Source organism: Dactylosporangium sp. NPDC051541, assembly GCF_044454505.1.
In the GTDB taxonomy this organism is placed as follows: Bacteria; Actinomycetota; Actinomycetes; order Mycobacteriales; family Micromonosporaceae; genus Dactylosporangium.
Genome location: NZ_JBITDU010000011.1, coordinates 337449 through 354836 on the forward strand (window position 1 = coordinate 337449; position 17388 = coordinate 354836).

The 17388-nt window shown below is 71.4% G+C and carries 14 protein-coding genes; 13 read left to right on the plus strand and 1 reads right to left on the minus strand.

All coding sequences use genetic code 11. The annotated features are described in order from the left end of the window. Positions 1 to 52: 52 nt before the first annotated feature. The 7 genes from ACIA8L_RS39905 to ACIA8L_RS39935 all read left to right on the plus strand — a co-directional run bounded on the left by ACIA8L_RS39905 (position 53) and on the right by ACIA8L_RS39935 (position 10867). On the plus strand, positions 53 to 2368 hold the full coding sequence (locus ACIA8L_RS39905; protein WP_395912843.1) for an AbfB domain-containing protein: 2316 nt from the start codon (positions 53 to 55) through the stop codon (positions 2366 to 2368). Positions 2369 to 2460: 92 nt separating this feature from the next. Continuing rightward, positions 2461 to 4368 (plus strand): IPT/TIG domain-containing protein, encoded by a 1908-nt coding sequence (locus ACIA8L_RS39910; RefSeq protein WP_395912844.1) that lies wholly within the window; start codon positions 2461 to 2463, stop codon positions 4366 to 4368. 118 nt (positions 4369 to 4486) lie between these two features. Beyond that, the gene (locus ACIA8L_RS39915) at positions 4487 to 5449 is read left to right on the plus strand and encodes an efflux RND transporter periplasmic adaptor subunit (RefSeq protein ID WP_395912846.1); all 963 of its coding nucleotides are present in this window, start codon (positions 4487 to 4489) and stop codon (positions 5447 to 5449) included. Then, positions 5446 to 6201 carry an ABC transporter ATP-binding protein gene (locus ACIA8L_RS39920; RefSeq protein WP_395912848.1) on the plus strand — a complete coding sequence of 252 codons (756 nt, stop codon included), beginning with the start codon at positions 5446 to 5448 and terminating at the stop codon, positions 6199 to 6201. Before ACIA8L_RS39915 ends, ACIA8L_RS39920 begins: the two co-directional genes overlap by 4 nt. Continuing rightward, entirely contained in the window at positions 6198 to 7595 is a 1398-nt protein-coding gene (locus ACIA8L_RS39925) for an ABC transporter permease (RefSeq protein WP_395912849.1), read from the plus strand. The genes ACIA8L_RS39920 and ACIA8L_RS39925 overlap by 4 nt, the downstream gene beginning before the upstream one ends. A 123-nt stretch (positions 7596 to 7718) precedes the next feature. Beyond that, a complete protein-coding gene (locus tag ACIA8L_RS39930; RefSeq protein WP_395912851.1) occupies positions 7719 to 8228 on the plus strand; it encodes a hypothetical protein in 510 nt (169 codons plus the stop codon). Positions 8229 to 8341: 113 nt separating this feature from the next. Beyond that, positions 8342 to 10867: a hypothetical protein gene (locus tag ACIA8L_RS39935; RefSeq protein WP_395912852.1), complete on the plus strand. Its 2526-nt coding sequence runs from the start codon at positions 8342 to 8344 to the stop codon at positions 10865 to 10867. A 117-nt stretch (positions 10868 to 10984) separates the two neighbouring features. Here ACIA8L_RS39935 and ACIA8L_RS39940 read toward each other — a convergent pair whose 3' ends face one another. After that, complete coding sequence (locus ACIA8L_RS39940) at positions 10985 to 12556, minus strand: methyl-accepting chemotaxis protein (protein WP_395912854.1); 1572 nt, start codon at positions 12554 to 12556, stop codon at positions 10985 to 10987. An 83-nt stretch (positions 12557 to 12639) separates the two neighbouring features. Here ACIA8L_RS39940 and ACIA8L_RS39945 point away from each other — a divergent pair, with 83 nt between their 5' ends. From ACIA8L_RS39945 to ACIA8L_RS39970, 6 genes are all read left to right on the plus strand, one after another. Continuing rightward, positions 12640 to 13683, plus strand: coding sequence for a suppressor of fused domain protein (locus ACIA8L_RS39945; RefSeq protein WP_395912855.1), 1044 nt, complete (start codon positions 12640 to 12642; stop codon positions 13681 to 13683). Between the two features lie 21 nt (positions 13684 to 13704). Next, positions 13705 to 14730 (plus strand): L-glyceraldehyde 3-phosphate reductase, encoded by a 1026-nt coding sequence (gene mgrA / locus ACIA8L_RS39950; protein WP_395912857.1) that lies wholly within the window; start codon positions 13705 to 13707, stop codon positions 14728 to 14730. Between the two features lie 78 nt (positions 14731 to 14808). Beyond that, positions 14809 to 15153, plus strand: a complete 345-nt coding sequence (locus ACIA8L_RS39955) for a YciI family protein (RefSeq protein ID WP_395912858.1) — start codon at positions 14809 to 14811, stop codon at positions 15151 to 15153. Then, entirely contained in the window at positions 15147 to 16352 is a 1206-nt protein-coding gene (locus ACIA8L_RS39960; protein WP_395912860.1) for an RNA polymerase sigma factor, read from the plus strand. Before ACIA8L_RS39955 ends, ACIA8L_RS39960 begins: the two co-directional genes overlap by 7 nt. A 151-nt stretch (positions 16353 to 16503) precedes the next feature. After that, the gene (locus ACIA8L_RS39965) at positions 16504 to 16836 is read left to right on the plus strand and encodes a DUF5808 domain-containing protein (protein ID WP_395912862.1); all 333 of its coding nucleotides are present in this window, start codon (positions 16504 to 16506) and stop codon (positions 16834 to 16836) included. 259 nt (positions 16837 to 17095) lie between these two features. Next, a partial coding sequence (locus ACIA8L_RS39970; RefSeq protein ID WP_395912863.1) for a hypothetical protein occupies positions 17096 to 17388 on the plus strand: 293 nt, incomplete at its 3' end.

Sequence of the window (17388 nt, forward strand, 5' to 3'; positions counted from 1 at the left end):
ATGTGCCCCCACGGATCGGCTACGGCCGCCACCGTTGCCTCGAGGAGATTGCATGCGTCTCTCCAGACGGGTCGCGCTCGCGCTCGCCCCGCTCATCGCCACCACCGGCCTGCTGGTCGCCTCCGCCCAGCCGGCCAGCGCCTGGACCCCCAAGACCCCGCCGATGACCACGCCGTGGACCAACTCGGTGCCGACGACCAACCCTCTGCCGGAGTACCCCCGTCCGCAATTGACCAGGGCCGACTGGCAGAACCTCAACGGAATCTGGGACTTCGCCACCACCGGCAGCGGGCAGACGACACCGCCCGGCTCGTTCGGCGAGCAGATCCGCGTCCCTTACCCGGTCGAGTCGGCGCTCTCCGGGATCCAGCGAAAAATCACTGAGAACGACCGGATGTGGTACCGCCGCACGTTCACGATCCCCGCCGGCTGGAACGGCCGCCGCGTCCAGCTCAACTTCGGCGCCGTCGACTGGCAGACCACGGTCTGGGTCAACGGCACCCAGGCCGGCGCGGTCCACAGCGGCGGCTACGACGCCTTCACCTACGACATCACCCCGCTGCTCAACGGCGGGACGAACACCATCGTCGTCGGCGTCTACGACCCCACCGACGCCGGCAGCCAGGCCGTGGGCAAGCAGCGGCGCAACGACGTCCTGCCGCACGCCGGTGGCGGCATCTTCTACACCGGCGCCTCCGGCATCTGGCAGACGGTGTGGCTGGAGCCGACGCCCACGGCCCGGATCACCCGGGTCGACCTGGTGCCGAACATCGCCAACAACACCCTGTCGGTGAACGCACTCGGCGCCGGCCTGTCCGGGCAGACCGTGACCGCGACCGTCTCGACCGGCGGCACGGTGGTCGGCACCGCCAGCGGCAACGCCGGGGCCGCGTTCAGCGTCCCGGTCCCGAACGCGCACCGGTGGACACCCGGCGACCCGTTCCTCTACGACGTGAAGGTCGAGCTCAAGAGCGGCTCGACGGTCGTCGACACGGTCGGCAGCTACGCCGGCATGCGGTCCATCTCGATCGGGAACGTCAACGGCAAGCTGCGCATCCTGCTCAACGGCCAGTTCGTGTTCCAGAGCGGCACCCTCGACCAGGGGTACTGGCCCGACGGCATCTACACCGCGCCGACCGACGCCGCGCTGCGCTCCGACCTGCAGGCGCACAAGGATCTCGGCTTCAACATGGTGCGCAAGCACATCAAGGTGGAGCCGCAGCGCTGGTTCTACGCCGCCGACCAGCTCGGCCTGCTCGTGTGGCAGGACATGCCGGCCATGCCGACCGGCAAGGACCCGAGCTCGGCCGCCCGCACGCAGTGGGAGCTGGAGTACGACCGGATCATCGACCAGCACCGCAGCTCCCCCTCGCTGGTCATGTGGGTCGACGAGAACGAGGGCTGGGGGCAGTACGACCAGGCCCGCATCGCGAGTCACGTGAAGGCGTACGACCCGTCGCGGCTGGTCAACAACATGAGCGGGATCAACTGCTGCGGCGCGGTCGACGGCGGCAACGGCGACGTGCTCGACAACCACATCTACGTCGGCCCGGGCGCGACCCGCCCGTCCGGCACCCGGGCCGCGGTGCTCGGCGAGTTCGGCGGCCTCGGCCAGCGGGTCGCGGGCCACGAGTGGTCGCCCGGCAACGGCTTCTCCTACGAGGACCAGCCGAGCACGGCCCGGCTCAACGACCGGCTCAACGGGCTCTACGAGCAGATTCGCACGGGTGGAATGCCCCAGGGACTTTCCGCTTCGGTGTACACGGAGATCACCGACGTGGAGAACGAAGTCAACGGGCTGCTCACCTATGACCGGCAGGTCGTGAAGGTGGACGCGGCCCGGCTGCGGGCCAGCAACCAGGCGCTCATCAACGCCTCGGGAAGCCCCGTCGGGTCGGCCGCGCTGCAAACGGGGGTCTACAAGTCGCTGCGCGCGACGACCGCCTGCTGCACGACCCGCTACGCGCGGCATCGGGACAGCCTCGGGTACACCGACGTCGTCGACGCCAACAGCACGGCCCTGCTGAAGCAGGACGCCACCTGGCGGGTCGTCGCGGGTCTGGCCGACTCGTCCTGCTACTCGTTCGAGTCGCGCAACTTCCCGGGCCGCTACCTGCGGCACCAGGCGTTCCGGGTCCGGCTGGACACCAACGACAACTCGGCGCTGTTCAAGGCCGACGCGACGTTCTGCGCGCAGCAGGGCAACGGTGGCGTGCGGCTGACGGCCTGGAACTTCCCCGGGCAGTACCTGCGGCACTACAACGCCGAGCTCTGGCTGGCGACACCGGGCGGCCCGGCCGCGTACGACGGGGCCGGGCTCTTCGTGGAGGACACCACCTGGAGTGTCGACGCGCCCTGGGCGCCGTAACTCTCCTGCACCCATGAGTCACCCGCTTCGAACGAAGGTGGGGGCACGCAACGCCGATGGCAGCGCGTCCCCCACCGTCGTAAGGAGCACGGATGCGCCTTCTCAAAACCGCCCTCGGACTCTCGTTGTTCGCGGCCGGCGGCACCGTCGTCGCGGCCCAGCCGGCCCTGGCCGACACGACCGCCCTCCCCCACGCCGTCGGCGGCTTCGCCGCCCCCACGACCCGCGTCAACGCCAAGACGCCGAGCATGCGCGCGATGGACGTGCTCCCGGACAGCGCCTCACTGGTGACCAACCTGCCCCCGGTCGGTGACCAGCGCCAGATCTCCTCGTGCGTGGCCTGGACGATCGCCCACTCGATCATGGGGTACTACGCCAAGCGCGACGGCGGCACCGGCGCTCCCTACGCACCGCTGTACCTCTACATGCGCTCGGTCGCGAAGGGCGGTGCCCCGAACGCCGGCCTGAACCCGGCCGCGGCCCTGCAGGAGGCGAGCGCGAACGGCGTCGACACCCAGGACGACTACACCCAGGGCGTCTACGGCTACCAGACCCCGCCGACCACGGCCGAGATCGCCAACGCGGCCAACTACAAGGTCTCCAGCTGGACCACGCTGTGGAACGGTGACAAGCAGGGCGACAAGGCCAAGACCGCGATCAGGACCGCCATCGCCGCCGGCTCCCCGGTTGCGATCGGCATCCCGGTCTTCAAGGACTTCATGTATCTCAAGGGCAACTCGCTGTACAGCACGCTGACCGGCACCAACCTGGGCGGCCACATGATCACGGCGTACGCCTACGACGCCGACGGCATCTGGATCCGCAACCAGTGGGGCACCGGCTGGGGCGCGAGCGGCGACGCGCACCTGTCGTGGTCGTTCGTCACCACCGACGTGATGGCGGCCTACACCGTCGGCGGCGTGAAGACGCCGGAGAAGGCGGTCGTCCCGGCCCCGGCCGTCACCTCGCTGTCGGTCGTGCGCGGCCCCGTCGCCGGTGGCACGCAGGTCGTCGTGAGCGGAGCGAACCTGTCCGGCGCCACCGCGGTCACGTTCGGCGGCGCCGCCGCCAAGTTCACGAAGACGGACACGAACGGCGTCACCACGCTGGTCGCCACCGCGCCGGCGCACGCCAAGGGCATCGTCGACGTGACAGTCACCAACGCGACGGGGACCAGCGCACTCAACGCCCTGGCGAAGTACACCTACGTCCCGGCCGCTCCGGCGGTCACGAAGCTGTCGGCGGCCTCGTCCTCGACCGCCGGCGGCGAGGTCATCACCGTCACCGGCACCGACTTCACCGAGGCCGGCAGCGTGAAGCTGGGCCCGGCCGCCGTCGTCGGCTTCAAGGTCGTCTCGCCGACCACGCTGACCTTCCCGGTCCCGGCCGGCCTGGCCGCGGGCGGCTACGACCTCACCGTCACCACGCCCTACGGCACCAGCCCCGTCGTCGCGGCCGGTCGCCTCACGCTGGTCAACCCGCCGCTGGCGACCGTGACCAAGCTGAGCGTCAGCAGCGGCCCGACCTACGCGACCACCGCCGTCACCGTGACCGGGACCGGCTTCGGCTCCGTCAAGTCCGTCACCGCGGCCGGCGTGACCGTCCCGTTCACCAAGGTGTCCGACACGCAGCTCCTCGTGACCATGCCGATCCACGCGGCCGGCAAGGTCAGCCTGAAGATCACCAACGCGGGCGGCGCGTTCGAGGCCAGCGCGTTCCCCTTCACCTACATTGCTCCGGGGGTACCGGCTGTGGCGAGCCTGTCGCCGAACGCCGGTGGCACCAAGGTCTCCACCACGGTCACGCTCACCGGCGCGAACCTCGGGGGCGCGACCAAGGTGACAGTCAACGGCGCCGCCGTGTCCTTCACGAAGGTCTCCGACACCCAGCTGAAGATCGTCCTCCCGCCGCACGCGGCCGGCGCGACGACCGTGCAGGTGACCACCCCGGGCGGCACCAGCGCGGCCGCGGCGGGCGCGACCTTCACCTACAAGGTCTGACCTTTCGCTCACCCGCCCCGTCCCCCATTTCGGGGGGCGGGGCGTTTTCTTGTGCATCCCTCGGACGGGGCAGCGGCGTCATACCAATGGCGGTTAGCTTCTAGCCCGGGGGTTGCGGATGCGACGGATCTTGTTTGTTCTGGCGGCACTCGGTCTCGTGACGGGGTGCACCGCGCCCAAGGCCAACGATCCACCGCCGGGCCTGGCCGATCGCGGCACCCAGGTGACCACGGCGAAGCCGGCCCGCCAGGACCTCACCAACAAGGTCAGCCTGAGCGGCAAGGTCACGCTCAACCCGACCTTCGGCCTGGTGGCGCCGATCGACGGCGAGATCCGTTACCTGGACGTCAAGACGGCCACCGGCACACCGACCAAGCCGACCAAGGTCGCGAACATCTGGGTCAGCGGCAAAGCGACAGCGGTCGAGGTGCCGGCCGGCGCGGTGTTCGCGGGCCGCCTGGTCGACGACCGCTCTAAAGTGACCGCCGGGATGCCGATCGTCTCGGCCCGCCAGGCCGGTTACGGGATCGTCGCCGACATCGACGGCACGCAGGCCTATCAGGTCTCCGACCAGCTGCAGTCGGTCCAGGCCCAGATCAAGAGCGGACCCGGACCCTTCCCTTGTACTGTCCTGGGCACTCTGGCCGCGCTCCCGGGCGGGACGATTCCGGAGCCGAAAGCCCCCGTGGTCAACCCGTCCAGCAGCGTGGCCCCGGTCGCGCCGCCGACGCAAGGTCAGCCCCAGCAGCCGTCGGAGGCGACCGGGATGCGCCTGGTGTGCACGGGCCCGGCCGACGCGAAGCTCATCAACGGCGCCGCCGCCACCGTCGAGATCATCACCGCCAAGGTCACCGGTGCGCTCGTCCTGCCGGTCGAGGCGGTCGCCGGCTCACAGGGCAAGGGCAAGGTCGAGGTCATCAAGGACGACCAGACCCGGGAGATCCGCGAGGTTGAGCTCGGCCTGACCGACGGCAAGGTCATCGAGATCAAGTCCGGGCTCACCGAGGCCGAGACCGTCGCGATTCCGGGGCCGAGCATCCCGGACGCGAAGGGCGGCCAGCAGCCCGGGATGGGCAAATGACCGAGGGTTTCGCTTCGCCGCGGCCGATCATCGAGCTGGCCGGGATCACCAAGACCCTCAAGGGCCAGCAGGAGCCGCGCACGATCCTCGACGGCGTCGACCTGACCGTCGGCGAGGGCCAGAGCGTGGCCATCCTCGGCCGCTCCGGCTCGGGCAAGAGCACGCTGCTGAGCCTCATCGGCCTGTTCGACCGTCCCGACTCCGGGGCCTACCTCATGGGCGGCCGCGACCTGGCCCGCATCTCCGAACGCAAGGCGGCCGCCCTGCGCAGCGCCGAGTTCGGCTTCGTCTTCCAGCGTTTCTTCCTCCTCAAGCACCTCACCGCGGCCCAGAACGTGGCGATGGCCCTGGTCAACGGTCAAGGTTGGCTGCCGCGGCGCAAACGGCGGGCCCGCACCCTCGAGGCCCTCGACCAGGTCGGCATCGCCCACCTGGCCAAGAGCCGCCCGGCCCGCCTCTCCGGCGGTGAGCAGCAGCGGGTCGCGATCGCCCGGGCCCTGGTCCGGGGGCCGCGGATGCTGCTGGCCGACGAGCCGACCGGCGCCCTCGACACCGAGACCGGCAACCTGGTCATCGAGGTCATGCGGGCCGCCACCGACCGCGGCTGCGGCCTCATCCTGGTCACCCACGACCAGACTCACGCCGCGAAGATGCAGCGGGTCCTGCGCCTCGAGGACGGGGTCCTCAAGCCCGTCGCCCTGTCCCCGGCCGCTCTGGAGGCGACCGTGCTCAACCCGGCGGTGCCCGCATGATCCGCCTCTCCGGCCGCTACCGCTCCGCGCTGATCATCGGCTTCCAGGGCATCCGCGCCCGCAAGACGCGCACGTTCCTGTCGATGATCTCGCTGTTCCTGGGCGTGCTGGCCGTCGTCACCGTCCAGGCCTCCGCCGTGACCGTCCGCACCCTGCGTCTGGCCGACATCGAGCTGCAGGCCGGCCGCGACGGGACCCGCCAGATGTACGTCCCGCCGGTCGGCGACTCGGCGAAGATCACCGCGGACACGATCAAGGGCCAGCCGGGCGTCGCCGCCTCCTACTCCATGACCGCCACGATCGGCGAGCCGAAGGTCCGCGCGATCAACCCCGGCATCCAGTCGTTCGAGCACCTCAACGACGCCATGTACGGCCCCGACGGCGGCGGCGACGGACCCCGCTTCGTCATGCAGTGCGACGAGACCGGCAACTGCCGCGCCATCCCGATGCCCGGCTCCGGCGACGCCCTCGCCCCGAAGGGTGCCGCGATCGAGGTCAACCTGGTCGCGATGGTCAACGACATCCGCCAGTTCCGCCCGTTCCGCCCGGTCTCCGGCATCTGGCTCAACTTCGACGGCGAGCCCTCATACTCCCCGCGCCTGGTCATCAACAAGGCGGCCGCGGTCGGGTTCACGCGATACCGGATCCCGGCCGAGATGCGGCTGGACAACGCCATCGCCAACCCCACGCCCCGGATCATCGGCGTGATCGACGACGGCAACTCCCAGCCGACCGTCTACGCGCGCGCCGACGAGATCGACAACTGGCTGCTGCCCCCGGTGCCGGCGGAGCGGACGCAGAGCCCGGCTGAGCCCGGCTCCAAGGCGGCCATGAATGTGGTGTCGGGCTCGGGCCTGGCCGTGAACTTCGCCCCCGGCCACGGCGAGCTCGAGGCGCTACTGACCCGCAAGCTGGTGGCGGCCGACGTACCCCGCGAAACCCTCAACGTCAGCACGATCGAGATCCGCAAGAGCATCGAACGCGAGCTGGCGATCCTGAACTACATCTTCCTGGGCATGGCCGGCCTCGTCCTGCTGATCGGCGTGGCCGGCATCCTCAACGTGGGCCTGGCCACCGTCGGCGAGCGCGTGGAGGAGTTCGCGCTGCGGCGGGCGGTCGGCACCCCGAGGGTTTTGCTGGCCGGCATCGTCATGGCCGAGACCCTGCTGACCGGCCTCTTGACCTCGGCCGCCGCGATCGGGGTGGCGATAGGCGGCCTGAGCGTGGCCCGCCGGGTGCTGGGCAGCGAGATCATTCAGCTTCAAGAGATGACGTTCCCCTGGGAGGCCGGCGTGGCCGGTGTCATAGCGGGCCTGATCGCGGGCTTGCTGGGCGGCTCAATACCGGCGCTGCGAGCAGCTCGGATCCCGATCGCGACGGTGATGCGAGCCTAGGGAGGAGTACTCCGATCAGGTGTCGGCGGTTGGGCGGATGTAAGACAGTTTGATCCGGATCGAGGGTATTTCGTTGCTACGATCCGGCGTCCGCCCACTGCCACAAATTGAGGAGACCACCAAGTGCGACGTCTGATAACGGTCGCGATCCTGGCGGCCCTGGTCGGCACGTCCGCGGCCTGCGGCGACAGCAACGACGACAAGACCACCGCGGCGCCCTCGACCGCCGTCACCACCAGCGCCGCCTCGCCGACGCCGACGGTCGACGTCAAGGCGAACACGAAGCAGGTCTGCGACAAGTTCAACACGATCGTGACCGCGGACGCGTTCAAGCCGATCGGCGTGCAGCTCGGCCTCATGATTCAGGCCCGGCAGAGCGGCAACAAGGCCGCCGAGACCGCGGCCGCGGCCAAGGCCAAGGAGCTCGCCGACGGGATCGCCAAGCAGATCACCGACCTCAAGGCCGAGGCGGCCGACCCGAAGCTGCAGGCCGCCCTGGACAAGGGAGCGGCTTCGATCCAGCTGTTCGGCTCGCCGGAGTACCTGGCGAAGATGAACTCGACCGCCGACATCAGCAAGATCGCCACTGACCTGGAAGCGGCCGGCAAGGACATCGACACGCTCTGCGCCTGAAACTTCCAACGCGGCTGACGCTGCGTCGTCCGGTGCCCCGCTCTGCGTCATAGCAGGGCGGGGCGTCGTGTTTTGGCAGGCTGAAGTTGTTTCCCTATGGCAGGCTTCCGGGCGTGGTAGATCCGTCGGGTGTCTCCACCCGGGACGAGCTCTCGGGGCTCCTGCGCGACCTGCGCCGTCGGCAGGCGCGCCGGGCCCGCTCGTCCCCGCTGAGCTTCGCCGAGCTGGCCGCGCGCACCGGCTGGCCGCACGCCACCATCGGCGCCTACTTCGACGGCCGCCTGCTCCCGCCGGCCGAGCGGCTCGACGCCCTGCTGCGGCTGCTGGGCGCGAGCCCGGCCGAGTGCGGCGCGTTCGCCTCCGCCCGGTCGCGGATCGAAAGCCTGGACGCCCTGATCCCGGCCGGCCGCCCGACCGGCCCGTCCTCGAACGGCTCGCGACCACCGCACGAGTCGCCATCGCACGATTCGCCGCCGGCCGGCTCGTCGTCGCACGATTCGCCGCCGGCCGGCTCGTCGTCGGACGGGTCGCGAGCACCGCACGAGTCGACGCCGGTCGGGTCGCCGCTGCCACGTGGGTCGTCGTCACTGGGGTCGTCGTCACTGGGGTCGTCGTCGCGGCCGCACGGGCTGCCATCGTCTTCTGGGCCGCCACCGGCTCACGGGTTGCTCTCGTCACATGGGCTGCCACCGTTTTATGGGCTGGCACCGTCCCATGGGCTGTCGCTGCCGCTCGGGCTGCCGTTGCCGCCCGCGCCCGTCGCGTTCGCCGGGCGGGCCGGTGCCATCGCCCGCCTCGACCGCCTGACACCCGCGGCGCGGGCGGTCGTCATCAGCGGCGTCGGCGGGGTCGGCAAAACCGCCCTGGGCGTCCACTATGGACATCGGATCGCCGATCGCTTTCCCGGCGGGGCCATGTGGCTGGATCTCCGGGGATCGGATCCGGGCGGATCCGCGTTGCCGCCGGCCGAGGCGCTGCGGATGCTGCTGTCCGCGCTCGGCGTGGCCCCGGCCGACCTGCCCCTCGGAGTGGCCGCGCGGACCGGCCTGTTCCGCACCCTGACCGCCCGCCGCGGCGTACTCCTCCTGCTCGACGACGCCGCCGACGCCACCCAGGTCCGCCCCCTCCTGCCCGCCGCCGGGGACAGCCTCGCCCTCATCACCGGCCGTAGCGCGGTGACCAAGCTGTCCGAAGTGGACGGTGTGGAGGCGATCGCGCTCGACGTCATCGACCGGACCGAGGCGCGGGCGGTGCTCGCGGCTCGCATCGGAGCGGACCGGGTGGCGGCCGAGCCGGACGCGGTCGACCGGATCATCACCGCGTGCGGCCGGCTGCCGATGGGGCTGGCGGTCGTCTCGGCGCGGGTGGCGCTGCACCCGGACCTGCGGCTCGCCACGGTGGCCGCGGCGCTGGCCGAGGCGAGCGCGTTCACGTGGGCGTACGACCGGCTGACCCCCGCCGCACAGCAACTGTTCCGCGGTTTCGGCGCCCACCCGGGGCCGGACCTCACCTCGTCCGACGCCGCGGTGCTACTAGGACAGCCAGCGCCGCTCGGACAGGCGGTGCCGCTCGGACAGGCGGCGCCGCTCGGACAGACGGCGCCGCTCGGACAGGCGGTGCCGCTCGGACAGGCGGTGCCGCTCGGACAGACGGTGCCGCTCGCACAACCAACCCCGCTCGGACAGGCGGTGCCGGCTTCGGATGTGCTGACCGAGCTGGTGCGGGCTCGGCTGGTCGGCGAGGTCCGGCCGGGGCGGTTCGCGATGCACGCTCTGCTGCGGGAGCACGCCGCGGCCCGGACCGCGGAAGCTGAGCGGATCGCCATGCAGGACCGGCTGGTCGAGCACGGGTCGGAGGTCTCGATCCTGGGGTTGGCGATGCGGCGGCAGCGGTACCGGGACGCCTGGCGCATCGCCGCGGAAGTCGACGGGCAGCTCGACGCCGAGGGCCGCTGGGACGAGCGGATCGCGGCCCAGGAGATCGCCATCCGGGCCGCGGAGCGACTGGGCGATCCGGCGCTGCTGGGCCGGGCTCAGCGGGCGCAGTCGGCGGCGTACCTGCGGACCGGTCAGCACGAGGCGGCCCTGCGACGGCTGCGGGAGGCGGCCGACTGTTTCCTCGCGCAGGGTGAGCCCGCGGCGGCGGCCCGGTGCCGGCAGGACCTGGCCGGGCTGCTGGAGTCCATGGCCCGGTTCGCGGAGGCGATCGTGCACGACGAGCTGGCGCTGGCCCTGTTCCGCCGGGCCGGTGACCGGCACGGTCAGGCCGCCGCGCACGCCGCGGCCGCCTGGCACTATGCGCTGGCCGGGCGGGCGGTCGAGGCGGTCGCGCACGGCGAGGAGGCCCTGGCACTGCACGGCTCGCTCGACGACCCGCACGCGGTGGCGGCGGCCCTCGCGCACCTCGGTCGGGTGCATGCGGCGCTCGGGGAGCGGGAGCGGTCGCAGGATCGGCTGCGGGCCGCCCTCGAGCAGTACACCGCGCTCGGTGACCGGCTCGACGAGGCCGACACCGCGACCCGCCTCGGTGACGCCCTCGACGGTGCGCCCGCGGTCGGCCTGTGGCGCCGGGCCTACGCGATCTACGAGCACCTCGGCCATCCGGCCGCCGCCGCCGTGGCGGCGCGTTTGGGTTTTTGAACCGTATTCACTACGGACGCCGAAGGGAGGGCCGCCAGGCCCGACCGGTGTCTGGTGGGAACTACGGTCGCGCCCACCGCGGACCCGAGTCCGCAGCTTTTCAGGGGTCTGGAGCTTTTAGTATCTGAAGCTTCCGACCAGCGCCTGCAGGCGCTCGGCCATCGTGGCGAGCTCCGCCGTCGCCGTCCGCGACTCGCCCATGCCCGCGCTGGTGGTGCGGGACGCGTCGGCCACGCTGGAGATCGTCGAGGCGATCTCGTCCGTGCCGGCCGCCGCCTGCGTCACGTTGCGGCTGATCTCGCCGGTCGTGGCCGTCTGCTCCTCCACGGCCGCGGCGATCGTCGTCTGATACTGGCTGATCTCCGAGATCACCGAGCTGATCTCCCCGATCGAGACGGCCGCGGCCCGGGCGTCGTTCTGGATGGCGCCGACCCGGTGCGCGATGTCCTCGGTCGCCTTCGCCGTCTCCTGGGCCAGGTCCTTCACCTCGGCGGCGACCACGGCGAAGCCCTTGCCCGACTCGCCGGCCCGGGCCGCCTCGATCGTGGCGTTCAGCGCGAGCAGGTTCGTCTGCTCGGCGATCGAGGTGATGAGCTTGAGGACGTTGCCGATCTCGGTCGACGAGGTGTCGAGCTGACCGACCGTGCCGGAGGCGGACTCGGCGGCCCGGACCGCGGCCGCGGCCACCCCGGCGGCCTGGGACGCCGACTGGGCGATCTCGCGGATCGAGACGGACATCTCCTCAGCGCCGGCCACCACGCTGTGCACGTTGCTGGCGACGTGCGTGGCCGCGGCCGCCACCGAGTCCGAGCGCGACGACGCCGTCTCCGCCGTCCGGGCGATGTCGTCGCTGGTCGTCGCCAGCCGGCCGGCCGCGCCCGCGACCCCGGTGGCGGTGTCGGCGACCGCGCGGACCGTCTCGCGGGTCCGGGCCGTGGCCGCGTCCAGGGCGGCCGCCATACGGCCGATCTCGTCGCGGCTGTCGGCGCCCGCCACCCCGGTCAGGTCGCCTTCGGCCATCCCGGCCAGGACGGTGCCGACCCGGCGGAGCGGGCCGACGATCCGGCGGACGGTGTACAGCGCGACCGCGCCGCCGAGCACCACGCCCGCGCCCAGCACCGCGATGAGCGTGACCGTCGCCCGCCGGTAGTCGCCGCGCGCGGCCATGACCCGGGCCTGGGCCTGGGCCGCCTCGGCGTCGGCGGCCTGCCCGAGGGCGGCCATCGCCTTGTTGATCAGCGGGTTGGCCCGGTCCGCGGCGACCCGCTCGAACGTCGCCAGGTCGCCGGTCCGGGCCGGTACCAGCTGTTCGGTGTCGCGCACCTGCTTGTACTCGGTCCAGGCGGACTGGAACGTGCGGACCGCGTCGGGGTCGGTGGCCTGCTCGAGGTACACGGCAACCGCGGCGTCGACCGCCTGGTCCGCCGTCGCCAGCTTCGCCTCGGCGGCCGCCTTGTCCGGGGACAGGGCCACGTCCCGGACCGCGATCCGGACGGTGAGCGCATCCGCGCGAATGTCGGCCAGCTGCAGCGACGGCCGCAGGTTGTCCCGCACGATCGCCTCACCGTGCCCGTACACCGCGCTCAGGCTCAGCACGCCGACATACCCGGCGATGATGGCGGCCACGGTGAACAAGCCGCTGATCATGAAGATCTTCACGGCTACCGGCCGATCCGCGAACCAGCTCATATGACCCTGATCGTCCCGGCCGGGCCGTGGTGAAGGGTTTTCGCGGAGTGCCAGATGTTTATCGAGCGGGTTTAATTCAGCGCATGACCTCCGAAACGCCCGGCTGGGATGCTATAAACGCCGCGCTGGAGCGGCTGTACCCGGGCGTCGAGCCCCGCCACCTCCGCACCATCCACCGCTGGGCGCTCGGCGGCCCCGATCCCCTCGACGGGATCAGCTTCTATCCACGGCTCGACCCGGTCCCGCACTGGCACGCGGTCACCTTCGGCATGAGCGAGCTCTATGGCAAGGAGTGGGAAAACCCGGACGAGTCCGGCTGGGGCTTCGAGTTCACGTTCCGCATCGCCCGCCACCCGGACGAGTCCGAGCCCCCGATCTGGGCCGCCAACTTCCTGCAGAACCTGGCCAAGTACGTCTTCACGACCGGCAACGTGTTCGAGGCCAACCACCACATGGACCTCAACGGCCCGATCGAGCTGGACCGCGACACCCTCATCCGGGCCGCCGTGTTCACCGAGGACCCCGAGCTCGGCGCGATCGACACGCTCAACGGCGCGGTGGAGTTCCTGCAGGTCGTCGGCATCACCGCGGACGAGTACGCGGCCACCCAGGCCTGGAGCGTCCGGGACTTCCTGCCACTGCTCGCCCAGCGCCTGCCTCTCCTGCTCACGGACCTCGACCGGGCCTCGATCACCGACGACCTCGCAGTCATCGACGCGGTCACCGAGGGCCGCCGCGTCGACGGCTCGTCCACCGCATCCCTGATCCTGGCCGAGTTCGGCTGGCGCCCCGACGGCGACCTCGTCCGCCTGGTCCTGGGCGCCCACGTGGCCCCGCGGGTGGCCGAGGCGCTGGTCGGCCGCCTGCCATTCGGCAACTCGCTACGTCTGGACGGGCCCGGGAGCAGCGCCGAGTTCTCGGCCGGCAATTTCTTCATCGGCACCGTGGAGGATGCGGTCAACCACCTCAACGTCGTCCTCACCAGTGAGGCCCTCGACGCGCTGCTCCAAGTGCTCGTCCCCGTCGCCGGCGTGCGCGCGGCCCCGGGCGCCGAGCCGCTGGTCGTCGAGATCGTCCCCACGGAGATCCGGGACGACGACGGCGCCATCGTGCGGACGATCGGCTGAATCAACTCTTAGTGTGGGCTGGTGACCTATCGCGCAGCGGACTCGCGTTACGAGCAGATGCAGTATCGCCGGACCGGTCGCAGCGGCCTCAAGCTGCCGGCCGTCTCCCTCGGGCTGTGGCACAACTTCGGCCACGACCGGGCCCTGGACGGCCATCGGGCGCTGGCCCGCCGCGCCTTCGACCTCGGGATCACCCACTTCGACCTGGCCAACAACTACGGCCCGCCCTACGGATCGGCCGAGGAGAACTTCGGGCGAATCCTGAAGAGCGATTTCCGGGGGTACCGCGATGAGCTCGTGATTTCCTCAAAGGCCGGCTACGACATGTGGCCGGGCCCCTACGGCGACTGGGGTTCGCGGAAGTACCTGACCGCCAGCCTCGACCAGAGCCTCAAGCGGATGGGCCTGGAGTACGTCGACATCTTCTACTCCCACCGCTTCGACCCCGAGACGCCCCTCGAGGAGACCATGGGCGCCCTCGACGCCGCGGTGCGGGCGGGCAAGGCGCTGTACGTCGGCGTCTCCTCCTACTCGCCGGCCAAGACCGCGGAGGCGGCCCGGATCCTGCGGGAGCTCGGCACCCCGGCCCTCATCCACCAGCCGTCCTACTCGATGCTCAACCGCTGGATCGAGGACGGCCTGCTCGACGTGCTGGCCCGGGAGGGCATGGGCTGCATCGCGTTCTCGCCGCTCGCCCAGGGCATGCTCACCGACCGTTACCTCGACGGCGTGCCCGCGGGCTCCCGGGCCACCGAGAACAGCTCCCTGTCACCGGACTGGCTGACCGAGGAGAACCTCAGCAAGATCCGCTCGCTGCGCGACGTCGCCGCGGGCCGCGGCCAGAGCCTGGCCCAGATGGCCCTCGCGTGGACGCTGCGGGACGCCCGGGTCACCTCGACCCTGATCGGCGTGAGCAGTGTCGCCCAGCTGGAGGACAACGTGGCCGCGCTGGCCAACCTGTCGTTCTCGGCGGACGAGCGGGCCGAGATCGACAAGTTCGCCACGGAGTCCGGCATCAACCTGTGGGCGAAGTCGAGCGACCACTGATCTTTTTCTGGCGTTGTGTCGATCGGGGGCGGCCGCCGTTCGTGTAGCCGGTACAAGAACGCTTCTTCGGAGGTCAACATGAAGCAGTACCTGCTCACCGTGGTCGAGCCCAGCTTCGGCGAGCCCCCGCCGCCGGCCGAGATGGAGAAGATCATGACCCGGGTCGCCGAGAACGACCGGGCCGCGAAGGAGGCCGGCGTGTGGCTCTTCAGCGGCGGCCTCTTCCCGCCCGCCAGCGCCACCACCCTGCGCCCCAAGGACGGCGAGGTGCTGGTCACCGACGGCCCGTTCGTCGAGGGCAAAGAGCACGTCGGCGGCATCATGATCATTCAGTGCGAGGACCTGGACGAGGCCATGGAGTGGGGCCGCCGCACCGCCGAGGCGACCACGCTGCCGATCGAGGTGCGTCCGTTCCGGTGGTGACCGGCCAGGCGATCGAGCAGGTCTTCCGGGAGGAGTACGGCCGTGCGGTCTCCGTCCTGGTCCGCGCCCTCGGCGACATCGAGCTCGCCGAGGAGGCGGTCCAGGAGGCCTTCACGGCCGCTCTCCAGCGCTGGCCGGAGGACGGCACCCCGCCGAGCCCGGCCGGCTGGATCATCACCACGGCCCGCAACCACGCGATCGACCGCCTCCGCCGCGAGGCCAAGCGCGCCGAGAAGCACGCCGAGGCCCACTTGATCTACAACGCTCCCGCCGACCCGCCGGACGACCGCCTCCGCTTGATCTTCACGGCGTGCCACCCGGCGCTGGCCCGGCACGCCCAGGTGGCCCTCACCCTCCGCCTGCTGGGCGGCCTGACCACGGCCGAGATCGCCAGGGCCCTGCTGATCCCGGAGCCGACCCTGGCCCAGCGCCTGGTCAGGGCCAAGAACAAGATCCGCGACGCCGGCATCCCCTATCGCATCCCCCGCGACTCCGACCTGCCCGACCGCCTGTCCGCCGTTCTGGCCGTGCTCTACTTGATCTTCAACGAGGGCTACACGGCCAGCTCCGGCCCCTTGGTCCGCGACGACCTGTGCACCGAGGCGATTCGCCTGGCCCGCATGCTCCGAGCCCTGATGCCGGACGAGCCGGAGGTGGCCGGCCTGCTGGCGCTGATGATCTTGTCCGCGGCCCGGCGCCCGGCCCGGGTCGACCGGTCCGGTGCCCTGGTCCCACTCCCCGACCAGGACCGCTCGACCTGGGACCGGTCCGCGATCGCGGAGGGCCACCGCCTGGTGCGCGAGTGCCTCCGCCGCTCCCGCCCCGGCCCGTATCAGATCCAGGCCGCCATCAACGCCGTCCACACCGACGCACCGACGGCCGCGGCGACGGACTGGCCGCAGATCGTCCAGCTGTATGACCAGCTCCTGGCGGTGTCTCCCGCCCCGATCGTCGAACTGAACCGGGCGGTGGCGGTGGCCGAGGTCGCCGGCCCCGAGGCCGGCCTGCGGCTGATCGAGCCCTTGCCGCTGCCGAAGTACCACGTCTTCCACGCCGTGCGCGCCGACCTCCTGCGCCGGGCCGGCCGCACCGAGGAGGCCGCCGCCGCGTACGAGACGGCCGCCGGCCTGACCGCTAACGAAACCGAACGTGACTACCTTCTGACTCAGCGCGCCGGCTTGGCCGCGCCCAACCAGTAGCCCTCCACCCCCGCCGTAAGCCCCCGAGCGGGGGAATCACGTCTGTTTGTTCCCGGTTCGCTGGCTTCTTGTTCCTGATGATTTCGTGCGAAGTGGGTCGCGGTTCGGTGCAGCGCTCGACCATCTTGTCGGCGAGTGGGAAACTTGGACGATGACCCAACCGGTGCTCGCCCAGCTGCTCGCGATCGCGTTGATCGTCGCGATCTGCGCACTGGCCGTCGTCGTCATGCCGCTCAACCGCCGCGGCGCACCCATCAGCTCCCGCAACCGCCAGCAACAACGCCACGACGACGAGCGCTACTGGTACGGCGGCTTCATCTACGCCAACCCGGACGACCCCAACCTCTTCGTCCCGAAGCGCCTGAGCTCCGGCTGGACCCTCAACTTCGGCCACCGCCGCGTCTGGCAGTCCATCTTCGGCCTTTTGGCGTTCATCGCCCTGAGCATCGTCATCGGCACGGTCGCCGGCCACCAGGGCCGCTGACCCGTTCCGGCGCCGCCGCTTCCCAGCCAAGGGCAGGCGCCAACCGCTCAGTCTCCGGGCCGCCGCGCAGGCCGAACGCACCGGTCAGCAACCTCGCGGCAGGTCACCTTTCCGCCTCAACAGCGACCAGCCCGCGCCGTGGCCCAGCTCCGTGGTCGACTGCGTGCGAAGCCGGGCGATCTCCGCAGGATCGATGACGAGCACGGTGCGATGCCGACCCAGCCGTCGGACGCCGAACGCGCACAGCCACAGCGGCGCCATGGCCCGAGAAGACACACCGCACGCCGACGCCCTCGCCGATCCACTTCGCCGCACCATTCGCCCGCTCCACCCACCGCATCCCGCCGCACCGCACCGCCGCCCGCTCCGCCGCCGCCCGCTCCGCCGCACCGCCCGCCGCACGCTCCGCCGCCGCTCGCACCGCCGCCCGCCCGCTCCGCACCGCCGCACCACACCGCCGCCGCACCGCCCGCCGCACGCTCCGCCGCCGCTCGCACCGCCGCCCGCCCGCTCCGCACCGCCGCACCACACCGCCGCCGCACCGCCCGCCGC

Bases quoted from the DNA above. Each gene is read 5' to 3' on its own strand.
- ACIA8L_RS39905 (WP_395912843.1), top strand. From the start codon at position 53: ATGCGTCTCTCCAGACGGGTCGCGCTCGCGCTCGCCCCGCTCATCGCC.
- ACIA8L_RS39910 (WP_395912844.1), top strand. From the start codon at position 2,461: ATGCGCCTTCTCAAAACCGCCCTCGGACTCTCGTTGTTCGCGGCCGGC.
- ACIA8L_RS39915 (WP_395912846.1), top strand. From the start codon at position 4,487: ATGCGACGGATCTTGTTTGTTCTGGCGGCACTCGGTCTCGTGACGGGG.
- ACIA8L_RS39920 (WP_395912848.1), top strand. From the start codon at position 5,446: ATGACCGAGGGTTTCGCTTCGCCGCGGCCGATCATCGAGCTGGCCGGG.
- ACIA8L_RS39925 (WP_395912849.1), top strand. From the start codon at position 6,198: ATGATCCGCCTCTCCGGCCGCTACCGCTCCGCGCTGATCATCGGCTTC.
- ACIA8L_RS39940 (WP_395912854.1), bottom strand. From the start codon at position 12,556: ATGAGCTGGTTCGCGGATCGGCCGGTAGCCGTGAAGATCTTCATGATC.
- ACIA8L_RS39945 (WP_395912855.1), top strand. From the start codon at position 12,640: ATGACCTCCGAAACGCCCGGCTGGGATGCTATAAACGCCGCGCTGGAG.
- ACIA8L_RS39955 (WP_395912858.1), top strand. From the start codon at position 14,809: ATGAAGCAGTACCTGCTCACCGTGGTCGAGCCCAGCTTCGGCGAGCCC.
- ACIA8L_RS39965 (WP_395912862.1), top strand. From the start codon at position 16,504: ATGACCCAACCGGTGCTCGCCCAGCTGCTCGCGATCGCGTTGATCGTC.